This is a genomic window from Leptospira bouyouniensis (assembly GCF_004769525.1).
In the GTDB taxonomy this organism is placed as follows: domain Bacteria; phylum Spirochaetota; class Leptospiria; order Leptospirales; family Leptospiraceae; genus Leptospira_A; species Leptospira_A bouyouniensis.
Map to the genome: position 1 here is coordinate 231,783 of NZ_RQFT01000003.1, position 23,470 is coordinate 255,252.

At 35.7% G+C, this 23,470-nt stretch carries 24 protein-coding genes; 13 read left to right on the forward strand and 11 right to left on the reverse strand.

From position 1 onward, the window contains the following. Positions 1-46: 46 nt before the first annotated feature. Positions 47-1,213 carry an acyl-CoA dehydrogenase family protein gene (locus tag EHQ43_RS02700; protein WP_135740246.1) on the reverse strand — a complete coding sequence of 389 codons (1,167 nt, stop codon included), beginning with the start codon at positions 1,211-1,213 and terminating at the stop codon, positions 47-49. 123 nt (positions 1,214-1,336) lie between these two features. Here EHQ43_RS02700 and EHQ43_RS02705 point away from each other — a divergent pair, with 123 nt between their 5' ends. Continuing rightward, complete coding sequence (locus tag EHQ43_RS02705; RefSeq protein ID WP_135740245.1) at positions 1,337-2,080, forward strand: YebC/PmpR family DNA-binding transcriptional regulator; 744 nt, start codon at positions 1,337-1,339, stop codon at positions 2,078-2,080. 98 nt (positions 2,081-2,178) lie between these two features. On the opposite strand, the gene EHQ43_RS02710 is transcribed toward EHQ43_RS02705, so the two are convergent. Then, positions 2,179-2,424 carry a GlsB/YeaQ/YmgE family stress response membrane protein gene (locus EHQ43_RS02710; RefSeq protein WP_135740244.1) on the reverse strand — a complete coding sequence of 82 codons (246 nt, stop codon included), beginning with the start codon at positions 2,422-2,424 and terminating at the stop codon, positions 2,179-2,181. A gap of 88 nt (positions 2,425-2,512) precedes the next feature. Here EHQ43_RS02710 and EHQ43_RS02715 point away from each other — a divergent pair, with 88 nt between their 5' ends. The 4 genes from EHQ43_RS02715 (at position 2,513) to EHQ43_RS02730 (ending at position 7,748) form a co-directional block, all read left to right on the forward strand. Continuing rightward, entirely contained in the window at positions 2,513-3,862 is a 1,350-nt protein-coding gene (locus EHQ43_RS02715; protein ID WP_135753892.1) for an EAL domain-containing protein, read from the forward strand. 7 nt (positions 3,863-3,869) lie between these two features. Beyond that, positions 3,870-4,868 carry a response regulator gene (locus tag EHQ43_RS02720; RefSeq protein ID WP_208730867.1) on the forward strand — a complete coding sequence of 333 codons (999 nt, stop codon included), beginning with the start codon at positions 3,870-3,872 and terminating at the stop codon, positions 4,866-4,868. Between the two features lie 38 nt (positions 4,869-4,906). Beyond that, positions 4,907-5,689 carry an enoyl-CoA hydratase/isomerase family protein gene (locus EHQ43_RS02725; protein ID WP_135770084.1) on the forward strand — a complete coding sequence of 261 codons (783 nt, stop codon included), beginning with the start codon at positions 4,907-4,909 and terminating at the stop codon, positions 5,687-5,689. A gap of 94 nt (positions 5,690-5,783) precedes the next feature. Next, a complete protein-coding gene (locus EHQ43_RS02730) occupies positions 5,784-7,748 on the forward strand; it encodes a M23 family metallopeptidase (RefSeq protein WP_135753894.1) in 1,965 nt (654 codons plus the stop codon). Here EHQ43_RS02730 and EHQ43_RS02735 read toward each other — a convergent pair. After that, positions 7,735-8,502 carry a glucose 1-dehydrogenase gene (locus EHQ43_RS02735; protein WP_004786786.1) on the reverse strand — a complete coding sequence of 256 codons (768 nt, stop codon included), beginning with the start codon at positions 8,500-8,502 and terminating at the stop codon, positions 7,735-7,737. The two genes, EHQ43_RS02730 and EHQ43_RS02735, sit on opposite strands and share 14 nt — an antisense overlap. A gap of 108 nt (positions 8,503-8,610) precedes the next feature. Between EHQ43_RS02735 and purB the strand changes: the two genes are divergently transcribed. Next, positions 8,611-9,915: an adenylosuccinate lyase gene (gene purB / locus EHQ43_RS02740; protein WP_135740240.1), complete on the forward strand. Its 1,305-nt coding sequence runs from the start codon at positions 8,611-8,613 to the stop codon at positions 9,913-9,915. Positions 9,916-10,010: 95 nt separating this feature from the next. On the opposite strand, the gene EHQ43_RS02745 is transcribed toward purB, so the two are convergent. Both EHQ43_RS02745 and ygiD read right to left on the reverse strand, forming a co-directional pair. Next, complete coding sequence (locus EHQ43_RS02745) at positions 10,011-10,667, reverse strand: alpha/beta hydrolase (RefSeq protein ID WP_135770085.1); 657 nt, start codon at positions 10,665-10,667, stop codon at positions 10,011-10,013. Positions 10,668-10,684: 17 nt separating this feature from the next. Further along, positions 10,685-11,545 (reverse strand): 4,5-DOPA-extradiol-dioxygenase, encoded by an 861-nt coding sequence (gene ygiD, locus EHQ43_RS02750; protein ID WP_135770086.1) that lies wholly within the window; start codon positions 11,543-11,545, stop codon positions 10,685-10,687. A 201-nt stretch (positions 11,546-11,746) separates the two neighbouring features. On the opposite strand from ygiD, the gene EHQ43_RS02755 reads away from it, so the two are divergent. The 3 genes from EHQ43_RS02755 to EHQ43_RS02765 all read left to right on the forward strand — a co-directional run bounded on the left by EHQ43_RS02755 (position 11,747) and on the right by EHQ43_RS02765 (position 12,981). Continuing rightward, positions 11,747-11,965, forward strand: a complete 219-nt coding sequence (locus EHQ43_RS02755) for a hypothetical protein (RefSeq protein ID WP_135770087.1) — start codon at positions 11,747-11,749, stop codon at positions 11,963-11,965. A gap of 21 nt (positions 11,966-11,986) precedes the next feature. Then, positions 11,987-12,385: an ester cyclase gene (locus EHQ43_RS02760; RefSeq protein ID WP_135770088.1), complete on the forward strand. Its 399-nt coding sequence runs from the start codon at positions 11,987-11,989 to the stop codon at positions 12,383-12,385. A gap of 80 nt (positions 12,386-12,465) precedes the next feature. Further along, positions 12,466-12,981: a VOC family protein gene (locus EHQ43_RS02765; protein WP_135770089.1), complete on the forward strand. Its 516-nt coding sequence runs from the start codon at positions 12,466-12,468 to the stop codon at positions 12,979-12,981. Between the two features lie 35 nt (positions 12,982-13,016). On the opposite strand, the gene EHQ43_RS02770 is transcribed toward EHQ43_RS02765, so the two are convergent. Both EHQ43_RS02770 and add read right to left on the reverse strand, forming a co-directional pair. After that, positions 13,017-14,060: a hypothetical protein gene (locus tag EHQ43_RS02770; RefSeq protein WP_244242612.1), complete on the reverse strand. Its 1,044-nt coding sequence runs from the start codon at positions 14,058-14,060 to the stop codon at positions 13,017-13,019. 42 nt (positions 14,061-14,102) lie between these two features. Next, positions 14,103-15,455, reverse strand: coding sequence for an adenosine deaminase (gene add / locus EHQ43_RS02775; protein ID WP_135770090.1), 1,353 nt, complete (start codon positions 15,453-15,455; stop codon positions 14,103-14,105). Between the two features lie 156 nt (positions 15,456-15,611). On the opposite strand from add, the gene EHQ43_RS02780 reads away from it, so the two are divergent. Next, the gene (locus EHQ43_RS02780) at positions 15,612-16,805 is read left to right on the forward strand and encodes a DegT/DnrJ/EryC1/StrS family aminotransferase (protein WP_135740232.1); all 1,194 of its coding nucleotides are present in this window, start codon (positions 15,612-15,614) and stop codon (positions 16,803-16,805) included. Here EHQ43_RS02780 and EHQ43_RS02785 read toward each other — a convergent pair. The 3 genes from EHQ43_RS02785 to EHQ43_RS02795 form a co-directional block, all read right to left on the reverse strand. Further along, positions 16,802-17,491: a hypothetical protein gene (locus EHQ43_RS02785; protein WP_244242613.1), complete on the reverse strand. Its 690-nt coding sequence runs from the start codon at positions 17,489-17,491 to the stop codon at positions 16,802-16,804. The genes EHQ43_RS02780 and EHQ43_RS02785 overlap by 4 nt on opposite strands. A gap of 103 nt (positions 17,492-17,594) precedes the next feature. Then, positions 17,595-18,992 (reverse strand): NHL repeat-containing protein, encoded by a 1,398-nt coding sequence (locus tag EHQ43_RS02790; protein ID WP_135740230.1) that lies wholly within the window; start codon positions 18,990-18,992, stop codon positions 17,595-17,597. Next, positions 18,989-19,918, reverse strand: coding sequence for a site-2 protease family protein (locus EHQ43_RS02795; RefSeq protein WP_135740229.1), 930 nt, complete (start codon positions 19,916-19,918; stop codon positions 18,989-18,991). Before EHQ43_RS02795 ends, EHQ43_RS02790 begins: the two co-directional genes overlap by 4 nt. A 280-nt stretch (positions 19,919-20,198) precedes the next feature. Here EHQ43_RS02795 and cysE point away from each other — a divergent pair, with 280 nt between their 5' ends. Further along, complete coding sequence (gene cysE, locus EHQ43_RS02800; protein WP_135753898.1) at positions 20,199-20,915, forward strand: serine O-acetyltransferase; 717 nt, start codon at positions 20,199-20,201, stop codon at positions 20,913-20,915. On the opposite strand, the gene EHQ43_RS02805 is transcribed toward cysE, so the two are convergent. Then, positions 20,912-21,757, reverse strand: coding sequence for an SHOCT domain-containing protein (locus tag EHQ43_RS02805; protein ID WP_244242614.1), 846 nt, complete (start codon positions 21,755-21,757; stop codon positions 20,912-20,914). The genes cysE and EHQ43_RS02805 overlap by 4 nt on opposite strands. Between EHQ43_RS02805 and EHQ43_RS02810 the strand changes: the two genes are divergently transcribed. Together EHQ43_RS02810 and EHQ43_RS02815 are read left to right on the forward strand one after the other, a co-directional pair. Further along, positions 21,750-22,259: a TlpA family protein disulfide reductase gene (locus EHQ43_RS02810; protein ID WP_244242615.1), complete on the forward strand. Its 510-nt coding sequence runs from the start codon at positions 21,750-21,752 to the stop codon at positions 22,257-22,259. The genes EHQ43_RS02805 and EHQ43_RS02810 overlap by 8 nt on opposite strands. Further along, positions 22,234-23,457 carry an LIC10025 family lipoprotein gene (locus tag EHQ43_RS02815; protein WP_135770092.1) on the forward strand — a complete coding sequence of 408 codons (1,224 nt, stop codon included), beginning with the start codon at positions 22,234-22,236 and terminating at the stop codon, positions 23,455-23,457. The genes EHQ43_RS02810 and EHQ43_RS02815 overlap by 26 nt, the downstream gene beginning before the upstream one ends. Positions 23,458-23,470: the final 13 nt, after the last annotated feature.

Genomic DNA, 23,470 nt, shown 5'->3' on the forward strand with positions numbered 1-23,470 from the left:
GACAAGTGGAGTTTGTTTCCAAATCCACTTATCCTCGTTCCAACTTTTAAGCGTTTGGAGTTTCGATCCCAACTCCATCGTTGAGGAATTTCGAAATAATCACTCTTTGGATTTGAGAAGTTCCTTCGTAAATTTGGAAAATTTTTGCATCTCGCATCAATTTTTCTACTGGGTATTCTTCATTGAAACCGTATCCACCAAAAATTTGAACTGCATCGGTTGTGACACGCATTGCCATATCAGCGCAAAAAACTTTTGCAATGGAAGCTTGGTATGTGTTACGGAATCCATTGTCGATGAGCCATGCAGATTGCCAGCAAAGCAGTCGACCAGCTTCGATGTCACGAGCCATCTCTGCGATCATAAAACTTACACCTTGGTTCACAGAAATTGGTTTTCCGAACGCATTACGAGTGTTTGCATAACGTATTGAGTGGTCAAGAGCGGCACGTGCCACACCCACTGCACCAATTGCAACTGCTGGACGGGTTTTATCAAAAGCACCCATCGCAATTTTAAATCCCTCACCTTCTTTCCCAATCATATTCTCTTTGGGAACTTTTACATCTTCAAAGGTGACGCCACGTGTGTCGGAACATCGTTGTCCCATATTCTTTTCTTTTTTACCTACAATGATTCCAGGAGTTTTTGCATCTACGATGAACCCTGTCATGCCTTTGTGTCCAGCGTTTGGATCTGTTTTTGCTAAAACAAAAAACCAATCAGCATGACCTGCATTGGTGATCCACATTTTGGATCCATTGATGATATATTCATCACCAACACGTTTTGCTGTTGTACGAATTCCTGCAACATCGGATCCAGCCCCTGGTTCCGTAACAGCGTAAGCCGCTAAGGTAAAATTTTCTGTCATTGGTTGGATGAATTTTTTCATTACATAATCATCTGCACCGAGAAGAACGGGTGCAAGAGCAAGGTTGTTTGCAAGGATTGCTGTTGCCATCCCAGAACATCCATAAAATAACTCTTCTGAGGCGATGAGTTCGTCGAGAACTCCAAGTCCTGCACCACCGTATTCAACAGGAATGTGCATATTCATCAGACCAACGTCGAATGCTTTTTTCAAAATCTCTTTTGGATATTCACCTGTGTGGTCATGGTGTTCCGCTTTGGGAATCATTTCATTTTTTGCGAAATCTTTGGCTAGCTCGCGGAGGGCTTTTTGTTCATCGGTGATTGAGAAGTCGATCATGGTATGCCTTATGGATGTTTTTTTACAGTACTTTGGAATTTTCTCTATGAGTCAAGAAACTAGGGCGACTTAAATCTGTTGAAAAATCTTTTGAATCCAAAATCCTAGCCATGGGAGACTACAATGTCAGGACACTCGAAATGGGCGACGATTCGAAGAAAAAAGGGAGCCATTGATGCCAAAAGAGGCGCCATCTTCACAAGGATAGCCAAAGAAATTTCTGTGGCAGCCAAAGAAGGTGGAGGTGACCAAGAAGGGAATCCAAGACTTCGATTGGCTGTAACAAAAGCCAAAGCCGCAAACATGCCTAAAGACAACATAGAACGTGCCATTAAAAAAGGTACGGGTGGTTTGGAAGGCATGGTGTATGAAGAGTGTCTATACGAATGTTATGCACCAGGTGGGGTCGCCATTATGGTCGATGTGCTCACAGATAAAAAATCCCGAACTACTCCTGAAATTAAAAGTATTTTAACCAAACTTGGCGGATCCCTTGCCAATGCAGGTGCCGTCTCTCGTTTGTTTGAACGAAAAGGCCAACTCACTCTCAAAGCGGATCAAATTTCAGAAGAGACATTATTTGATTTAGCACTTGGGGCAGGCGCTGAGGATATCCAAGTCAATGATGGAATGTTTGTTGTCCTTACTTCACCAGCTGAATACGAAGCAGTGCAGTCAGCTCTCTCTTCCAAAGGATTGAATATGGAAGAATCGGAAATCAAATACATTCCGATGACAACGGTAGAAGTAAACGATAAAGAAACGGCTGAAAAAGTGATGAAACTCATCGAAAATTTGGAAGCTAACGACGATGTCCAAGGTGTGAGTTCCAATTTTGAGTTAGGCGAAGGTGTCGAACTCGATTGATCTTTGATCTTCGCGGAATGGACAGGGATTTATGTCTCCCTGTCTTCTTTGATACTACAATCGATCCATTGTTAGGATTGGACATCCTGCCAATGGATTTATTTCTTTTTGATCATCCCAGCGATGAATATCAGTAAAATTGCGCCAATCACTGCAACGATGAGTTCGGCGATGATACCATAAGTTCGAAATCCAAGTAAACCAAACACAATCCCACCTAAGAAAGAACCTACTACACCAATCACTAAATTGGCAATGATCCCAAAACCTTTCCCACGGAGGATACGGCCTGCAAGCCAACCTGCCGCAAGTCCAATGAGTAAAAACCAAATAAAACTATACATAACTGACTATCCTTGTTGCCTTTTCTATTGAATTCTCATAAAATTACAGGACGTCGTTAAAGAATCAAATCATATACGAAGGTAACATTTGAAAAATCAGCTATTAACAGGACCTTATTATTTTGGAATGAAAGACTTAGAAGTGTTTAAAAAACATTTCATCCAAGAAAATAAAGGAAAACCACTCTTTCTCATTCGTTTTGAAAATATCACTGGCATTGAACTCACAGAATTTTTAGATTTATTACGTACTGAATTTTACTCATGTCTAGACTTAGAAGATATTTGTTTTGGATTCCATTACTTAGAAAAACCAAATATTCTTTTAATGGGAATCTCACCATTATTTGAATGGGATATTGAAAAATTTCCCAATATTGAAAACTCAGTGGGAAAATTCCAACAACAATGTTTGCAGAATAAAATCGTTTCCTTTCACTTTGGTGTCTCGCGAACACAATCTAATTTTATATCCGATAATGAAGAAATTTTTGCTGAACTGTTTCGATCGTCTGAAAAAAATCTAAACGACAACTTAGTGCGTTGGAGTTGGACCTATTACAACAAAGCCAACACATATATTTCTGGTTCTGTGCATGAAGCCATGATCCAACCAACTGTTATCTTTAATCCAAAAGACAAAACCTATGCTGTGAAAGGTGGGGAAGTATTTTTAGGAGGAGGGGCATACATTGGTTATAAAGATTTAATCAATGACATTCCTTCTGACCAGGACATCAACCGAATCGAACTATTGATTTTGGAAAAACTCATCATAGCTTGTGAAGGCGCACCAGGTTTATTAAAATTTAATATTTCTCCTCAATCATTAATCGATACCTTTTCACAAAATGACAGGGTGGACCGATTAAAAAAACTCATCCTAAGCAAAGATTTGTCTCCTGAAAATGTTCGCTTTGAACTCGTAGAAAAACCATACGACGAATCAAAATTCCATTTAAAAGATGTCTGCCATGCATTTTATTCGCACGGAATGAGTTTCGCGGCTGATGACTTTGGAGTCAAAAGTCAGTCTCATCAAATAGTACTAGATCTTGGAATTATGATCAAAGAATTCAAATTGGATCCTATTAGTTTTAAATTCAAAATCGAAGAGGACCAAATTAAATTTTTGGATAACTTAGCTTTCATCGATTATTGTAAACGATTAGCAGACAACCGAGAAGCGGTGATTACTGCTGAGGCTGTAGAAGATTTTGATACCTTAAATTTCCTTATGGAACACCAAATTTACCAATTCCAAGCCAATATTTTATTTGGGAAAATGACCGTAACCGATTATAAACGAGATTTTGATTTACTCCATTCCATCCACGAAGATGTTGTGAAAGAAGTCTTAACAGACAAAATTTTATCGGAAAAACAAAAGAAAGTTGGGAATTTGTTCCTCGTCGCATCCGAAGAGGGACTCATTTAAAATTTTTATGCATTTTATCATGGCAATCGAAAACGATCCAAATTCATCGCAGGATTTGGAAAATATCTTCCTTGGATTAAGGCAACGTGTTGTCATCACTAAGTTTTCGCAAACAGTTCAAGAATATGTAAAATCTTCTAACCCAGATATCATTCTTATGGGTTTAACCTTTAAAGACAAAAAAGAATTAGAATTTATATTAGAGCTACGTCGGGATGTCATCACCCATAATATCCCAATTTTAGCTATGATTCCAAAAGAAGATACAAACTTCATAACAAATCACAAAAAATTGGGATTCACTGATTATATGGTGAAGCCATTAGCAAAACAAGCATTACTCGACAGAATCCATTCACATATTGAAGAATATAAGTTTAGCGAATCTACAAAAACAAGAGATAATGTTTCATTTGTAGTCGTTGACAGAGGACATGGCAGAGTATTATTCCAATGCCGTGCCAATTTAAAACGATATGTATTTCCAGAGTTTAAAAAAATTTTTACGATCAATTTTTTAAAATCAATTCATGCAGAAAGAATTTGTTTTGATGTCCGTGTAGTCCCTGAACTAGGAAAAGAAGAAGTAGAAGTTTTCGAAAGGGTGATAAAAATTTTTCAAAACCAAGAAAAGATAATATTCATTGCTGGTAGGCACATGGGTGCTTTCATAGAACATGCAACCGATGATGATAAAATGTTAGTTTTTATGGCTCCTAACGAATACGAAGAATATGTAAAAATGGAAGAGTTAAAAAAAGAAGAGCAGCGAAAAAAGGAGAAAAAAGAAAAATTCGCAAAAGATTCAAATAAGGAACCTTCCGTAACACCAGTTCAACCAACAAATTTGGGTGATGTGAAAATAGAAATCAATCCTTCGGATACAATACAAACAACAGCAAGTGAATCCAACGATACAAAAGATACAAATCCATCTGAAGAAGCAAAATCGTCTTCAAAAGATTCTACAAAAACAGATCAAGAATCTAACCAAGCTAAAAATTAAACCAAACCTAAATCAATTAAGTATAAAAGAAGAAACCTATGAACTATAAAAGAGAAGTAATCGATTTACCAAATGGAAAAGGTGAAATCATTCGTTTTCAAATGAATGAACAAAACTCACTCACTGGACAAAATATGAGGGATCTAGGTGAGATATTAAATGAAATCAAAGAAGATCCAACCAAAAAAGGTGTCATCTTAGCCACTGATAATCCAAAATTTTTTTGCAATGGACTCGATGCAGAAAATCTTCTCGCAACACCTAAAAACAAACTCATAGAAGAAGTTGGTGGGATTGTAATTTTGTTTGGTGAATTAGTAAAATTCGATAAACCTCTCATCACAGAAGTCACCGGTTATGCAATGGGTGGTGGTGCTGTCATCACAGTGGCTTCAGATTATAAATATATGTTAGATGGTAAATGTAGAATTGGTTTTACTGAAGTGAATGTTGGATTACCTTTGCCAGGAAGTTTTATCGATCGCATCAAAATGTGTGTTGAACCAAGGTATTGGGCAGAAGTTTGTTTAGAAGGGACAATTTATAAAGCTCCTGAAGCTAAAAAAATTGGTCTCATTGACGAAATTGCTTCCACACCTGAAGAAGTAAGAAAACTCTCTGTAAAAAAATTAGAAGCACTTTCTAAAATCCCTTCCTCTGCACTCCGATCGACAAAAAACACATTGAATGCCGCACTCATTCGAAATTTGGAACAATATAAAATCGATACAACAAAATCATTTGAACAACCAGGAGTTGTTGATAATTTATTAGAAGCGATGACCGCACTTAAAGAAAAAAGGAGACCTGTTTTCCAATAAACGTTTGTCATTGAAAATCAGGAGATGAGAAATCTCCCTCCTGATTTCTTATAAGTCTTTTCACCATACTTGCCGAAAATTATAGTGAAATCCGATGTTGCGTTTTATTGTATTTGTCCTCATACCTAGTTTTGTATCCCTATTCGCAATATCCTCATCTGATTTCCCGCCTGGTTTTGTTTTAAAAAATCCCTACTTATGGCCTGTAAAAGGATATGATTCCATTACCGGTGCCTTTGGTGAATTTCGAACTGGTCATTTTCACATGGGTCAGGATTTTTCCACTGGTGGAAGAATTGGTGTTCCCATCCTTGCAGTGACAAAAGGAAAAGTCACTCGGGTTCAAAGAAGATGGACAAGCATTGGTTATGCGTTATTTCTTCAACATGATGATGGTATGACATCACGTTATGGTCATCTCCATAAATTTGCACCAAAAATAGTAAAACAAATCTTAAAATCAAAACAAGCGAGACGATTCAAAGATAGAACGGATTTTGACATCGCCCTTCCTGAACCAGTAGAAGTAGAAGCTGGCGAAACAATTGCTTTCTCTGGTGATACAGGAGTTGGTCCTCCCCACTTACACTTTGAATTATTCAAAGACAATGTGTATTACAATCCAATGCACTTTGGGTTAGGATATAATTCTGCAGAGCCGATTGTATTTAATACTTTAAGGATCACACCCCAAACACCACGTACCTTTATCAATGGTCGAAATGAAACGATTGAAATTCCATTTTATGAATCAAGTGGAAATCGTTTTGAGTTATCTGAATCTCCTACACTTTTTATCCAAGGAAAAGTAGGAATTCAAATTGCGATCCATCAAAAGTCGAATAACAACCGACTTGGAATTTTCACATTAGATATGTTAATCGGAGACAATGTTTTGCAAGGCTTTCAGCTTTCAAAAATCCTGAAGGAACATACAAGAAAAAATGTTTTATTATATGATAGCTCTGTTAGTAAACCAAATGGAAATCCTTTTTCGTATTATTTGCATACAAGAGACGGAAATGATTTACTTGGAATGCGGAGTAACGGTCGCGAACAAGGTGTACTTGACAGTGAACAAATGAAGATGGGAGAACCGAAAGAAGTGACCATTCGTGCAACTGGTATGGGTGGCCAAATGTCTCTAGCTTCTTTTTATGTTTTGAAAGACCAAGGTGATTACAGCCACATAGTCACCAAAGAATGGAAATATAATGTCTATTATGATCGATATACTACGTTCAAATCGAAAGATACAAAAGTTGAATTGTTTTTTCCAGTAAATGCCGTGTATTCAAAAGCTTTCTTTGAAATCGAAGCCCAAGAACAAATCAAAATCAACACGCAAGGTCTTAACCAACTCTCAAGTGTTTATAAAATAGGTCCCGATTTTAAGGATTTTAATCTGGGATATGACCTTTATGTCAAAGTTCCCAAAACAAAAGATATTAATTCGGCCGATTTATATGAAGTATTACCAGATGGGAATGTCAAAAAAATCAATGGTTCTTCCTTTAGTTCATGGGGCCAATTTTTTAAAGTGAGACTTCGTAAAACAGGTTTGTTTGTTGTTTTATCAGACCAAACTCCACCAAATATTTATTTGCATGAGTTGATGAATAAATCGATTTATCCAAGAGAGGATTTTGCTTTGTATCTCAAAGCTGTAGATGTTGGATCAGGGATTATGCCAGATGGATTTGATATCACGGTGGACGGAATCCCTGGGAAAGCTGAATTTTTCCCAAAAGATGGCCGTCTTGAAATTTTTGAACCAGAAATTTTATACGAACCTGGAAAACATACCGTACTTGCAAGTGTACGAGATTATGCCGGGAATTGGAGTTCTACGGTAAGATATGATTATGAAATTCAGGCACCACCTGTCGTGGAAGAAAAGAAAAAACCAGTCACCGAATCAACAGTGATCGAAACTTCTAAAGAAAAAAAATCGACAAAAGAAAATAAAACAAAACAATCTTCGCCTAAGGTACAAAAGGTGGTAAAACCAATTACAATTGCACCAAAGGCAAAGGATAAAAAGTCTACATCCCGATAGCAGCACCACCGTCAACGCGGAGGTATGTTCCAGTGATGTAAGATGCATCATTACTTAAGAAAAACTTAACAGCAGATGCGATCTCTTCTTGTTTTCCCGGACGTTTGAGTGGGATCACAGCAGGATCAGTTAACTTTTCTTGTACTTCCTTAGAAAGTGTTCCTGTCATTTCTGTTTGCACATATCCAGGGCATACAGCATTGACAAGTACGTTCCTTCCAGAAAATTCACGTGCAGAAACTTTTGTTAGAGCGATTACACCAGCTTTTGAAGTGGAATAATTTGCTTGGCCTGGTTGACCAGTTAATCCAGATACAGAAGAAATATTAACAATTCTTCCAGAATCAGACTTAAGGATGAGTTTACTTGCTGACTTAGTCATAAGGAAAACACCCTTACAGTTAACATCCATAACAAAATCGTATTCTTGTTCTGACATACGAATGAGTAGGTTGTCTTTCAAAACACCTGCATTGTTCACTAGAAAATCAAGTTTACCAAATGCTTCTTTAGTTTTGCTGATGGCAGCATCACAATCTTCTGGTTTTGTTACGTTACAAGCAACTCCAATTGCTTTAACACCAAATTTTGCTTCTACTTCTCTTGCAGCTTCTTCAATTTTTTCCTGATTCAAATCAACAAGCACCAAACTTGCACCATGCGATGCGATTCGGTTTGCGATTGCTCTTCCCAAACCAATGGGAGAGGCAGCTCCCGTTACCAGTGCTACTTTTCCTTCGAATTCTTTGGACATATGCCCCCCTAGGATTTATTACTAGATTCTAAACTTGAATCTAGAACATCGTTCGGCAATCGTAAAATTCCCAGTTGAAACGGAAGTTTGCACTGAGAGACTGCCCTTATGATCGATCGTTATAGCCATCCTGAGATTTCCGCCATTTGGGAATTAGAGAACAAATTTAAGATTTGGACAGATATTGAAATTTATGCCTGCGAAGCTCGAGCCAATCGAGGAGAAGTCCCTAAAGAAGACTTGGAAACCATCAAACAAAAGGCAAAATTCAACGTAGATGAAATTCTAGAAATTGAATCCAAAGTACATCATGATGTCATCGCATACTTAACCAATTTAAATTCTTATATAGGACCAGCTGGCCGTCATGTTCACTTCGGTTTAACTTCCAGTGATGTTGGTGATACAGCACTTTGTGTGCAGATGGTGCAAGCAATGGACCTCCTTATCCAACGTACAGAAACTCTTTTAGAGACGACGAAACAAAAAGCAAAAGAGTACAAAGACCTTCCTTGTATCGGAAGGTCTCACGGGATCCATGCTGAACCAATGACACTTGGTCTTAAGTTTGCACTCTTTTATGCAGAGATGACACGTAACTTGGAACGAATGAAAGACGCCCGTGCACAAGTTGCTGTTGGAAAACTTTCTGGAGCAGTTGGAACATATTCCAATATTGATTTAGAAATTGAAGAATATGTATTAACCAAACTTGGTTTAACAGTAGATCCAATTGCAACCCAAGTGATTTCCAGAGACAGACATGCATTTTATATGTCAGTACTTGGCGTCGTTGCAGCAAGTTTAGACAGAATGGCAACAGAGATTCGTTTGTTACAAAAAACAGAAGGTCGCGAAGTAGAAGAACCATTTGCAAAAGGACAAAAGGGATCTTCTGCAATGCCACACAAACGTAATCCTGTAGTTTGCGAAAGAATTTCGGGAATCTCTCGAGTGATTCGCTCCAATGTAAATGTTGGATTACAAAACGTAGGGCTTTGGCATGAAAGAGATATTTCTCACTCATCCGCAGAAAGAATTGTTCTACCGGATTCCACCATTGCTCTGGATTACATTTTAGAAAAAATGAATTTTGTATTGAAAGGTCTTCACGTGTATCCTGATGCCACAGAACGTACATTAAATGTAACCCGTGGACTCATTTTTTCACAAAAAGTATTGTTATGGCTGATTGAAAAAGGTGGAATCACAAGAGAAGATGCCTACTTGATTGTCCAAGAAAATGCAATGGCAGTTTGGGCCGACCAATCGAAAAATCTACGTGACCTTTTGAAACAAGACCCACGTTGTTCTGCGATTTTAAAAGATTCTGACTTGGATGAAATTTTCCAGATCAAACCCTATTTGGAAAGAATACCGCTTATCTTCAAACGATTAGGGATCATTGATTAAAATATACAAGATTTAAAACCATTGGTTTGTAAAGGAAAGGTTAGGTAACGTAAAAACTACGAAGCCTAACCTTTTAAACTTGTGCATTGTTGATTTTAATTTTTTTTCAGTTCCAAATCCAACCAAGACACTAAATCTTCTAACATCTCATTACTAATGGTATGTCCTTCTGGATACTCTTTATATTGATATTGTTTCCTCATTGATTCTAAAAACTCTTTCGATGCTCGCGCTGATGTAACTGGAATCACGTTATCGTTCGTACCATGCGCGATATAAATTTTTTGATCATGAGGCAAATCATCTATTTTAGTATTTTTCTTTGTTTCCTCTAATATACGTCCACTGAGAGCAATTATCCCTTTAATGCGATCAGGATGTTCTAATCCAATTGAGTATGACATCACAGCTCCTTGGCTAAAACCACCAAACCAAACCTGCTTCGTATCGAACTGGAATTGAGTGGAAAGAAAATTTAAAAACTCTAATAGAATTTTTTGACTTTTTTGTTGTTGTTCAGCATCGATTTTTGGAGCTCCACCTGTGAATGTAATTTCATACCAACCAAATCGATCTCGACCAAGAGTGATGGGTCCTCTGACAGATACGATCAATAATGAATCAGGTAAAAATTCAGTAAGTGAAAATAAATCTTTTTCATTGCTACCGACACCATGTAACAGGATGAGCAGAGGTGGTTTCTCAATGGATACTTTTGGATGACGAATTAGAAATTCTAATGGTGGATGCATTGATCAAACCTATGTGATTAATTATTATTAGCAATTTGTGTTTGATACAAAGACGAATCAAAACGAAAGGATGTCATGGTTAATGCTCCTGCAACTGGTTTGTCATTGAAAAAAGATACTGAATCAGATTCTAATCGTGTCCCAACTGTATACAAAAGCGGAAAATAATGTTCGGTTGTAGGAATCGCCCATTCAAATTCTTTTCCTTTTGAACGAATCGACAATAAAGACTCTATATCCTTCGTGGTAATCCAATCCTTTACTTTTTGATTTACTTCGATTGCCCAATCAAAACCATAAACCTCATTTAATCGATCCCAAGCCACCATACGTAAGTTATGTACAATATTACCACTTGCAATAATGAGGATTCCTTGAGAACGCAAAGGTACTAATTCTTTCGCTAATAAAAAATGTTGTTCCGGAGAATTTTTATTATCCATACTCAACTGGACAATCGGAACATCTGCCTTAGGGTAAATGTGTTTGATTACACTCCAGGTCCCATGATCTAGTCCCCATTCATAATCTAATTTCACAGTTTGTGTTTTGACCAAATATTGGACCTGTTTTGCTAACATTGGGTCACCAGGTGCAGGGTATTCCACATCAAACAATGCTTTTGGAAACCCACCAAAATCATGTATCGTTGGAGGCCGTTCCATAGCTGTGACAAAAGTACCATCCGTTAGCCAATGTGCCGAAATCACTAAAATTGCCTTAGGTTTTGGGATGGAACTTGATAAACCACGTAGTCCTTCCACAAATTCATTTTCTTCAATGGCATTCATAGGACTTCCATGCCCTAAAAACAAGGACGGATAGATGTTTGGGTCACTTATTTCATTATTTATGGCTGTAAACTTTGTTTCGCTCATCTGGTTTCTAACAGATTTCTCTGTTTAGCCCCTTTTATTATTAGTTTAATATTAAACCATTTATTGTCAATCTAATTTCAAGTTGATCGGTTCGATTTTTCCAATCTTCTATGATTTTCTGATTTCCAAATTATTTTCAATCATATACTTGAGTTGTTTGAATTTGTACGAATTGTACATGAGGATCAATTTTTGTATCAAATGTTTCATATCGAACAAGTAATTTTCCAATTTGCAAATGAAGACGAACTTCCTATCATAATTTGTTTGTTAAAAGATAATCATCTTCCATATGAAGACCTTACGCATCGTTCGTTACAAAACTTCTTACTCGCAAAACTTGGAACTTTAATTAAAAGTACAACACAATACCGTTTGATTTTTCCCGATTCTGCAATTTGTATGAAGAAAAAATTATAAATAATTTTAAGGCAATTAAAAATGAATCATAGAGATAGTATTGAATTGATTTTAAAGGAACTTTTTACCAATCCCAAAACAACAGCAATCCCTGACGTGTTTGCATCAGATTACATCGCACATACCTCAAAAAAAACTTACACCGGAATTAAAATTGTAAGCAAATGGATCAAAAACTTAAACCAATTTTTATCTGATTTAAAGATCACCAAACTAGAATTTATTTATGAAGATCCACAAATGATAGTATGGAAACGAACCATTAAAGGAAAAATCAAACCAAACAAAAGTAATAAACTAAATAAAGGGAAGTCTATCAAATGGGAAGAAATGATTGTCTCGAAATTCCAAGGGAACAAAATTCAAGAAGAATGGATTACAAGTGAGTTTCTTGGTGCACTCCTACTCTTAGGAAAATAACCGATATATAAGATAATTCTAAATTCAATTTGCTTAAACAAAATCAATCGATAATAAATTTAAAATATTGAGGAAAAAATATGGCAGCACCCAAGAAGAAAAAGAAAACAATCGCGAAAAAAAAATCGTCGATCACCAAAGTTTCATCTCAAACGAAAAATTCGCAACCCATCACACCTTTTTTGATGTTCAATGCCAACCTCGAAGAAGTGACCAAATTTTATTCAGGTATCTTCAAACAATCTAAAGTTTTATCTGTTAATCCTATGCAAGCTGAGTTTGTTCTGAATGGACAAAAGTTTTCTGCTTATAACGGAGGTCCCGAATTTAAATTCTCTTGGGGTGTTTCTTTTATGATCCATGTCGAAACACAAAAAGAAGTTGATCATTATTGGAATGCTCTATCCGCAGGTGGGAAAGAACTTATGTGTGGTTGGGTAGAAGACAAATTTGGTATGGTATGGCAAATTACTCCCAATATATTATTAGAACTTATTTCCCATAAAGATCCAATTAAACGAGAAAAGGCAACTCAGGCAATGTTAAAGATGAGAAAAATTGATATTGCATCATTAAAAGAAGCGATTCGAAATTAGTAAGAATCAACCAATCAACTCTTGGGTTGATTGGATTAAATTTCGATTGGAGTGTACAAAGACATTTCAAATCCAGAAATATCGATTGTATAATTATTTTGTGTATAAAACGGTCCTCCAAAACCTAGTCTCCATGTAACAGGTCCTAATGGTAATTCATAAAAGAAATAATAACTTTTTGCATAGTTTGTTCGTGAGTCTACTTTACCTCTACTCAATGTAGAAAGAGCATAAATTTCTAAAGGATTTAACTGACCATTTGCGGCCGCAGCAAACATTAAATAACTAATAGGTTCTATGGAACCCGAACTTTTCCCAGTTAACAAAGAATAGGCTCCCAATAATTCTAAATTGTTTCCAGCGGATAAATTGGATAATAAATAAGCTTTGTATGGATCTCCATCAATATTACCCGTTGTTAACAGTGAATATCTACCGAGATTATCAATTTTATTGTCGAGGGTATTTCCTGAATTAAAGATTACTGCATTGGTGAATAATCCAATTCCATCATTAAAATCTGCTGTCCCTTGTAAATTGACAGATCCTACACCGAACCCCATTCCAATCCGAAAATTATCATTTCCACCCTTTCCTAAATATAAAACAGGAAGTAACATGGAATAAGTTCCTTTTACTTCTGTTTGCAAATCTACATTTTCCTTTCCATTTTGATTTTCAACCGTTGGTGTAACGGAAATAATTTGCCTCGTATTCAAAAATGAGACATTTCGATTTAATACAAAAACACCCCAATATTCTCCAATTTGCCAATCCTTTGTTTTTAAATCGTACATCAATTTTGTATTTCGAGATGCACTGTTTGTTTCTTCCGCCATCACTGCTTTTCCGTTTGGTCCAACAATATCAACCGAAGAACTTATGAATTGTACACCTGGATTGATTGAAAAATAACGCGCACCAGATGGTTCATTAAATACACTGATTATTTTTCTTTTATATTTGGAATCGAGAACAGAGTTAGTTGGTTTGTTTTCAATTTTTTCTTCCTGGACAACTTGTGAATATAAAGAGAAGCCAAAAAGGAATAGAATCCAAATGAATGAATTTTTAAACACTTGCAACAACATGCTAAAATAACTAAAAGTTAATGTAACGACTCAAACAGTTAAAGCTTGTTTTTCAGTAATTAAATTGTATTTCACCTTGATTTGATCTATTTTTTCTTCCATTAATTTCCAAAGAGATTCCTTTTCTGGATGAAAAGTACATAAAACTCCTTGCCTTACCAAATCAATCAGCTCTTCAATAGAAAAATCTAAAAAGCGATATAACTTAAAATATTCATAAGTTAAATTTACATTAAAAATATCGGGATCATCGGTGTTGATACAAAGCATCAATCCTTGGTCATAATAATATCGAACAGGATGATTTTGTTCTTTTCTTACATATTTTCCAGTAAATACATTTGATGTTACACAGATTTCAATTGGAATTTTGTTTTCTTTCATGTATCGAACAAGTTCTGGGTCTTGGATGGCAGATGTTCCATGACCAATCCTTTCCGCTTTACATAAGTTAACTGCATCCCATATCGCCCAAGGACCATCATCTTCACCGGAGTGAGCAACACATCGTAATCCAGATTCACGAGCAATTTTAAAAACTTCCGCATAATCTTTTGCGGGACCCATAAGTTCAGCCCCACCAAGTCCAATTCCAATGACTTCTTTATGTTTTAAACCTAACACCCGCTTTAGGTTATTCATTGCATTTTCAGGACCAAAGGATCTTGATACATCAACCAGTAATCGAATCGAAATTCCATCTTTCACTTCGATTTGGCGAATTCGATTCACCATGACTTCAACCATTTCATCAAAATCCAATCCGTTTTGAATGAACTTTGATGGTGCAAAGAAAGCTTCACAATACACTATATTATTGGAACGTAAATAATCAGCTAAACTATCAATGAAGTATCCTAAATCAGAAGCTTCTTTGACCGAACCTTGGACGAAAAAGAATACTTGGATGAAGCCATTCAAATCTTTAAAATTATATTTATCTTCGAATTCTTGGTCTGTGACTTCGATGCCATTCTTTTTATATAAGAACTTAAGTGTTTCTTTATTCACACATGCTTCTAAGTGCAAATGGACTTCTGTTTTTGGAATCTCTCGAATAAAATTGATAACATCTTGTTCATTTGGATGTGCTACCGAAAGATCTCCCGCAAGGAGTGACTTGCTTTCTTTGAGAAGAGATATCTGTTCCATCCCCTCTGGTCCTTCTTTTGGCAAAAGCCAAAGTGGAGGATGGAGAATGGGTAATTCCATGAGTGACACTCTTTCGTTTAAGAGTGTGTTAATCTGTTTATCAAATGTAAGTTGGATGGTTGGCGAATACGGTCTGTCAGCTGGCAATCGGCTTTTGAGTCGATTGAGCTCAGCAATGTCTCGGTCAATGACAGCAATGCGGCTTAGGATTTCAGAAAAAGGAACTTCCATGTTCCAGGAAAGAATGCCGAATTTGGTAAGTGCCTACAAGTAGATTTTTAAACATTGGGTGAAAATCCCTATTTAGCTTTGAAATTTCCCGTCGATAGGAAGTTTGGGAGCGGAAAAGACTGGAAATTTTTTCCGAATTATGTCGTATAAATGAATATGCTTACATCTCGTAAAACCTTTCTACCGTTTGCTCTTCCTTCCATTTCAGAAGATGCAATTGAAGAAGTGGCCCAGGTTCTCCGATCAGGATGGGTTACCTCCGGACCAAAAGTAAAACAATTCGAGATGGAATTCGGTGACTTTGTCGGTAGCAAAGAAACCATCGCAGTTAATTCCGCAACCGCAGGCCTTCATTTAGCCCTGGAAGCCATTGGGCTCACATCCAATGATGCAGCCATTACTAGTTCTATCACTTTTACTGCCACTGCCGAAGTGATTTGTTACTTTGGAGCTGAGCCGATTTTGACGGATGTCGATTCGATTCATAACCTGATGACACCTGAAACGTTAGAAGCAACAATCAATACAAAGTGCAAATGGAATGGGAAAGAACTCATTAGTAAAAAAACGGGAAAACATATCAAAGCAATACTACCCGTCCACCTAGCAGGTTACACCTGTGATATGGAAAACATCTTAGCCATTGCTAAAAAATACAATTTATCTGTCATCGAAGACGCGGCCCATGCTTTCCCTGCCGTTCATAAAAACAAAATGATTGGTACTTGGGGAGATTTTACCGTATTTAGTTTTTACGCAACGAAAGGCATTACAACAGGGGAAGGTGGGATGATCACAACTCCTCATAAAGAAGCCGCTGAACGAATCCGTAGGATGCGACTACATGGAATCAACCGTGATGCGTTTAATCGACCTGGTTGGTACTATGAAGTAGTTGATGCTGGATACAAATACAACATGACCGATATTTCTGCAGCTCTAGGTGTTATTCAATTGAAGGAATCACATGGATTTTGGGAACGCAGAACTGATATCGCCAAACATTATAATACGGAGTTTGCACAATTAAAGGGAGTGAAACTTCCAAAAGAAGATGAGAATGGAATCCATAGTTGGCATTTGTATCGCATCGAAATCGATCCAAAAATTGCAAAAATTGGTCGTGATACTTTAGTTGAAGAATTAAAGGAACTAAACATCGGAACTAGTTTACACTTTATACCCATTTTTGAACATCCATACTATAAAAAAACCTATGGATTTCAAAGGAAAGATTATCCTAACGCATGTCAGATGTATGATAAATCTGTTTCCCTTCCACTTTTTGCCGGAATGACGACAACTGACGAAAAAGATGTGATCGATGCAGTAAAAGCTTTACTTTCCTAAAATTTTTGTTTGTTCGGTTCACGACTAGGATTGGTTCGGAATTCATAAAATTCCGAATCATATAGTTGGAGTAAATCTACAAGACCCAGAATAAATTCAGAATCAGTTCCATCTGCCTTTCTTCGAATCCAAAAACCTACTAATTCTTTCACAATTTGTGCATCCATCACTTCATCCCCTGGAAATGTAGAAAACTTAGCAGCTTCCTCAGGGTCTTCATTATCTGTAAAAGCAGGGTACAAAAATAATATAAATCTATCAAAATAATAAGGATCTAATCTAGATTCTTCTACTAACATCAAATAACGATCTGCTTCCTTTCTAAAAAATTTTGAATTAGAATCTAATTTTTGATAAATAATAAAAAAATCCCTTGCTGTCTGTTTGATCCAATTTTCATAAATTGGTTTAGTGAGTTGTAAGAATTTTGGATTATGTTTTGCAGGTAACAAGTAATCTCTAAGTTTTTGTGGAAATTCAGGATTGTAATGACCGAAGTTCGTTGGGTCATTTCTTTCAAGATAATATTTTGAATGTGGGCCTGAAAGGAATATATTAATTCCAAGGATATCAGAAAGTTTATTTAAGCTAATAACTGTTTGTATTTTACAAAATATTTTATGATACGATATTTCTTTTTCACAGTACAATCCAATCTTGGGAAATTGAATCCAAGTTGTTTCCACTAATTCTTTGAATTTGATTTCTTTTGAATGATCCTTTCCTTTTGAAAAAAAAGGAAAGGTAGGTTGGTAAACCGAACAAGAGAAAAGAAATACTAAATAGAATTTACTTAATTTTGTAAGTAATTTCAGCAGGCAAGTTCTCCCATTCAGAATTTGTATCTTTACGAAAGTAAACTGGTGAAATAGAATTTTTAAGGCTCAAACTTTGGTACAATATTAAATCAGTTTCTTTCTTTTCAAAATAACGTTTGTCTGTATTACTTCCTAATCCCAAATCTGCAATTGGTATCCAGCCATAACCCAATAAAAATACAGATAATGAATCTTGAATTGATTTTGGTTTTCCTTTATCAAATCGAATCATTCGAAATGATTGTACGGGAACTCCACTTTGTTTCATCTTTTCTTTAAATTCGTTCAAACTAATACTAGTTTGACGAGCTTGGTAAATCAAATCCAAATAATCTCGCGTTGATAATTTAATGTCCTCTTGCGGTTTTTCATAAAACGGAATTACATCTCCAGGATAGGATGCTTCTTTATCTAAATAATCATCGGTTACATAGTATTTGATAAATTGATTTTTTGATGAAAACTTATACTTTACAACTTGTTCACCAGGTAAGTCTTCAATTGATAATTTTTTTAAATGAACTCGGTTTCTTTGGATAAAGGTAGGAGAATACGATTGGTCAGTAAATTTGACTCCACGAATTCTTTGTTGTTCATTCGATGGTGGGTGCAAAATGGCAATTTGAGCTTTTGACAAAGAAACAGAATCCAATTTAAACTTCAATGTTACTTCTAAATTGAATTCTTCTTCTCCCGATGCTATGAAACGTTCGGTTTCGATGAAGGGAATGTTTCTAATTTCTTTATTTTCGCGGTCTACTACCCAAAGTTTTGAACCACTTAGAAGCACTCCTCTTACCGATCGTAAATTCGTTTTGATCGAACCTGTGATTTTTCCGGTTTTTGTGTCATAACGATAAATACTATTGTCAGCAGAATCGGATATCCATAGTGAATCCCTTCCATAACAAATATCACGTGGTCTTGTACGATCTGTAAAAAATCCACCAATCAAAAGTGAGGTGGATTGATCATAAATCTGGACTTTACCAGAATCTAAATCTAAAATATAATAATAATTACCAACACTTGCAATACCTGCAACATTCGCTAATGGAATGGATATTTTATCTGTGATTCCACCTGAATTTGGATCTAGTTTTAGAATTTGTTTTGGTGCAACTACCAATATTTTTCCTTCACGTGAATCAAAACTAATCCCCCTTAAATTTGCTAATCCAAGGTTATAAATTTCTTGTTCTCCAATTTCATTGATTTTGACTATTGCTCGACGATTTGTATCGATGTACCAAAAATTTACTCCATCCCAAGCAAGCCCGTATGCTTTGTCAGAAAGTTTATATTCCTTACTTTCCTGTGAAAAAATTGGAAAAGAAAATATCAGTAACAAGATCCAAATACGTTTCATTCACTTATACCCACTGTCTTTACTATCAGACGAATGATATCATCGAGTAAAGAAGGATTATCATATTCGGATCCAAGTATGATGGGTTTTGGAACAAAAATTATTAGGAAAGATACTAACATAAAAACACCAAACATAAATCGAGTTTTTCCTATACCATTTAGGGCATCTTTGATGAAAGGATGTTCTACTTTAATGATATAATACACTAAAAATCCCCAGATCAACCAAGTGAAATGGACTAAAGCCAATATTAAAAACATTCCAAACAAAATGTGAATCCATTTGCGATATGATTCACCAAACATTGAATAAATGACATGACCTCCATCTAATTGACCAAAGGGAAGTAAATTGATAGCAGTGATAAGTAGTCCTACCCAACCTGCCTTCGCCAATGGATGTGCATGAATCTCCATTGTTTCAAAATCAATTGGCCCAAGAATCCATTGCGAAGACAAATATGTGAATAAGCTATCTCCGAAGATTAGATACCCAGACTTGTCAAAATCTTGCGGCATCTCTACTACTTTTGACAAAGATATTCCAACAAACCAAGCAAGAAGGGAAAAAAACAAACTAGCTGCAGGACCACCAACTCCAATATCAAACAGAACTTTCTTGTTAGGTATTTGGTCTTTGATTTTGATGACAGCCCCCATGGTTCCAATTGGTCCGAAGGGAAGGGGGATAAAGTATGGTAAACTTGCGCTCACTCGATAATAACGTGCTGGCAAATAATGACCCATTTCGTGTGCAAGCAGGATGAATAAAAGTGAAACAGAATATGGCCAATTGGCAAAAAAATAGAGTTTATAATTCTCCAATGTTTGAGGGACTTCTGGATTTAAAAAAATATCAGAATAGGTAAGTGTAAGGAATGTCAGAACGAACAATAGCAAATGAGTGGTTTTATTGGATTCCAAAGTCGGACAACCTAGAAAATTATTTTATGATTCATTAAATAGAATTATGGAAAACAATCAATTAGATTCCAAACCGAAAGTTCTGTTCAGTTATAGGATACAAAACATTAGGTTTACTCATTTTTAAGAATTTACGTGGCATAATTCCTAAATCGATCGGAATCCTCAAAGAAATGGTTTGAAGAATCTCGATTGAAGAATCCCTGATTAAAAATATGGTTCCACGTACATTTGAGCAACTTAGAACTGTCTAAAGATCATCCTGTTTCCCAACAAATCGATGTTTGAAAATATAAAAATTATTAAAAAATTTGACCCGGCAGCCAAATCGTATTTGGAAATCATCCTATGTTACCCAGGATTACATGCCTTGTGGTTACACAAATTGGCACACCTCCTATATCGGCTTAGGTTGCCAATCATCCCACGCCTTTTCAATTACATTAGCCGATTTCTAACTGGGATAGACATCCATCCTGGAGCCAAAATTGCTCCTGGAGTTTTTATCGACCATGGCGCTGGAGTTGTTATCGGGGAAACTGCGATCGTGGGAACCGGTTCTTTGATTTTTCAAGGAGTTACCTTAGGTGGAACAGGGAAAGAAACAGGAAAACGACACCCAACCATAGGGAAAAATGTCGTGATTGGTGCAGGTGCAAAAATTTTAGGAAATATCACTGTAGATGACCATGTGCGAGTTGGAGCTGGATCCGTTGTTATGCGAAATGTTCCGGCAGGATGTACCGTTGTTGGAATTCCTGGAAAAGTTGTAAAGGCTGGTGATGGAACATCTGACAGTATGGAGCAAATGTTGGACCACAACCAAATGCCAGATCCAATTGCAAAAGTTTTTTCTGTCTTATTAGAGAAAGTCGAAACACAACAACAATTGATCAACAAACTATATGAAAAACAACAATTGATGGAAAAATCAAATTCAAATGCACAAGAAGATGATTTGTTTTTACAAGAATTTATCCATGGAGATGGAATTTAAAATTCTTTCAGTAGTTCTGTTTTTTTCTGTTGGTATTCCTCATCAGTGATGAGCTGATTTTTTCTCATTTCTTCAAGTGCCTTCAGTTTCTCAGGGACGGATTTCCAACTATCTTGAGGAATTGAAATTTGGTCATCTTCTTTCGGATAACGAAAAATAGGTGGATTCGGCATCAAACTTGAATCTTTATAAACAATTACATTTCCAAATACTGAATTTTTACTGAGCGAACTATCTTTGTACAAACTTAATGAATCTTTGCTTTTAATCCAAAGTTCTGGTTTATAAATTGGTTTGATTGGAATTGGTTGGAATATTACCCAATCTTCAAAAGAATACTGCGTAGGAAAAGTGATATTAGTATTGATTTCCTGGAATAAAATCACAATACCATTTTCTGTTCCCATGATATAAAAACTTGTTTTTAAAATTTTAACATTCGGAGCCAACAGATCGTCAATTTTGAATATACAAAGGTAAACCTTCTTTTTTTGGTTTTGATCGTTTTCTTTAATCCTCTCAACAAATTTTCCAATTTCTAATAAATAGGATTCAGGAACTAATTGTTCCCAATCTTCATAAGCTAGTACTCCACGTTTGTATTGAATTGAAGCAAGAACTTTAGGCAGTTCTTCCAAATGATTCGTACTGATTGAAATTTGACTCAGTTGATTCGGAAATAAATCTTTCCAATCTTCTTCTCCTACTTCAAAAAAAGCTATAGAGGCATTCGAATCGATTAATTTAATCTTTTGTTGGAAATGATGGCATGTAGTGTTTAAAAAAAGAAAAATCAGAACAAAAGTTATTTTTGAACTTGCCGTTAATGAATTGATGATCAATAATTTCCATGTGCAAAGATATGTATTCCTTTTCCTCCTAGTAGCTTTCTTTGCTCCAGTTAAAGCCGATTCCATACCACAATTTCAAATGAAGGACCAATATGGGCAATCGTATTCTGATTCTTCTGTGAAAGGAAAACCGATTGTGCTTATGGGATGTTATTTACGAGATGTTGAAATTTGCCGAAAACAAGGCCGCAAACTCTATTGGAAAATGCAAAATTTACTTTGGAAAGACAGTCATAAGGTCAATTTTTTGTTATACCTCGATCTAAAGGAAACAAACAAAATTGTAGAAGACTATATCGAAGAGTCTAAACACAAACAATACGAAAATATTTTATTAGATCGTAAAGGCCATTTGGCAAATGGTTTATCAAAGGGCGAAGTATACATTCGAATTTTTAACAAATCAGGAAAATTATTATCTTCCACCTACCAATCACAAATAGAGGAAACATTGATCCAAGAAGTATATGAAATTCTTAAAAAAGAAATATAACCTAATTTTTTTCTTTGTTGTTATCTTTATCAGCATAAGTTCACAAAATTGCCTTCATAAAAATTCAGATCAATACCTCTTTTGGACAGGGTATGATCATTTACAAAAATCAATTAAGGCCACTGCAAAAAACGAATTTCATTTATCGGCTCTTGCAGGTTCTTTATCAGAGGAAAACGAATCTCAATTTTTAAAAAACTCAGATGGATTCCCAATGGTGACTCTCACTGGTAGAATGGATCAAAATCAAAATTGGAACATGAGATGGTATGAAGTTGAATCTAAAAATTATGATTATTATGCCAATGTTACATTTTCACCGAAATTATGGGATGAAAAGGAAATCTATGCTGTCGAACGCAAAATCATTCACAAACTAAATGGATACCAACCTAGAGATTTTTTTAAATGGCTGAATGAATTTGCATTAGTAGTCAATGATCACAATGAATATCAAAATCTGAAATCTAATTCGAAGAACCTGCAATTCCTTTGCAGTGTAATGTATTGTCATATCACAGAAACGGCAGAATGGCATACTCTCGAATTCACTCTTAATGATACAACGAAATCCAAATATCCTGGATTTTACCAACGAACAGGTTCAAGGTTAGAAAAATCAAAACTTAATATCATGATTTGGGATAAAACAAATCCTACCCACCGACTAAAAATTACAAATCAAGGAAAAACTTTAGTATTCCATTTTCCAGTAAACCCTCCAAAGGATTATTTTCTGAATCCAAAAGAGATTCATTTTTTAGGTGATATTGAAATTCGATCTTTTGGCATTACTCTAAAAATTGATAATTTAGAATATCGCTTAAAAACAATTTTTGACAAGAACAGTGATACTTTGCATGGAAACTTCTTACGAATCGGTAAGAAAGAAATCAACGGAAACTTTTTTTATGTGATCCCACAAGGATTAGTCAATTTCATGATTCCTGGAAATATGGATGAATACTTCGATGAGTTTTTTACGTTACTGATCCAAGGCACACAAGGCCGTGGTGGATCCCAACTCCATGCAAAATTTGAAAAAACTAAAAATGGTCAAATAAATACCATTACCACTTATAATGAAATCAAACGTAAAAAATTCTCTTTATTTGGTAATGATGATTCGCAAAAAGCAAGTAACGATTTTGATTTTTTTGCTTCTTGGGAAGAAGCAATGTTAAGTGATTTGAAATAAAATCTAGATTGAA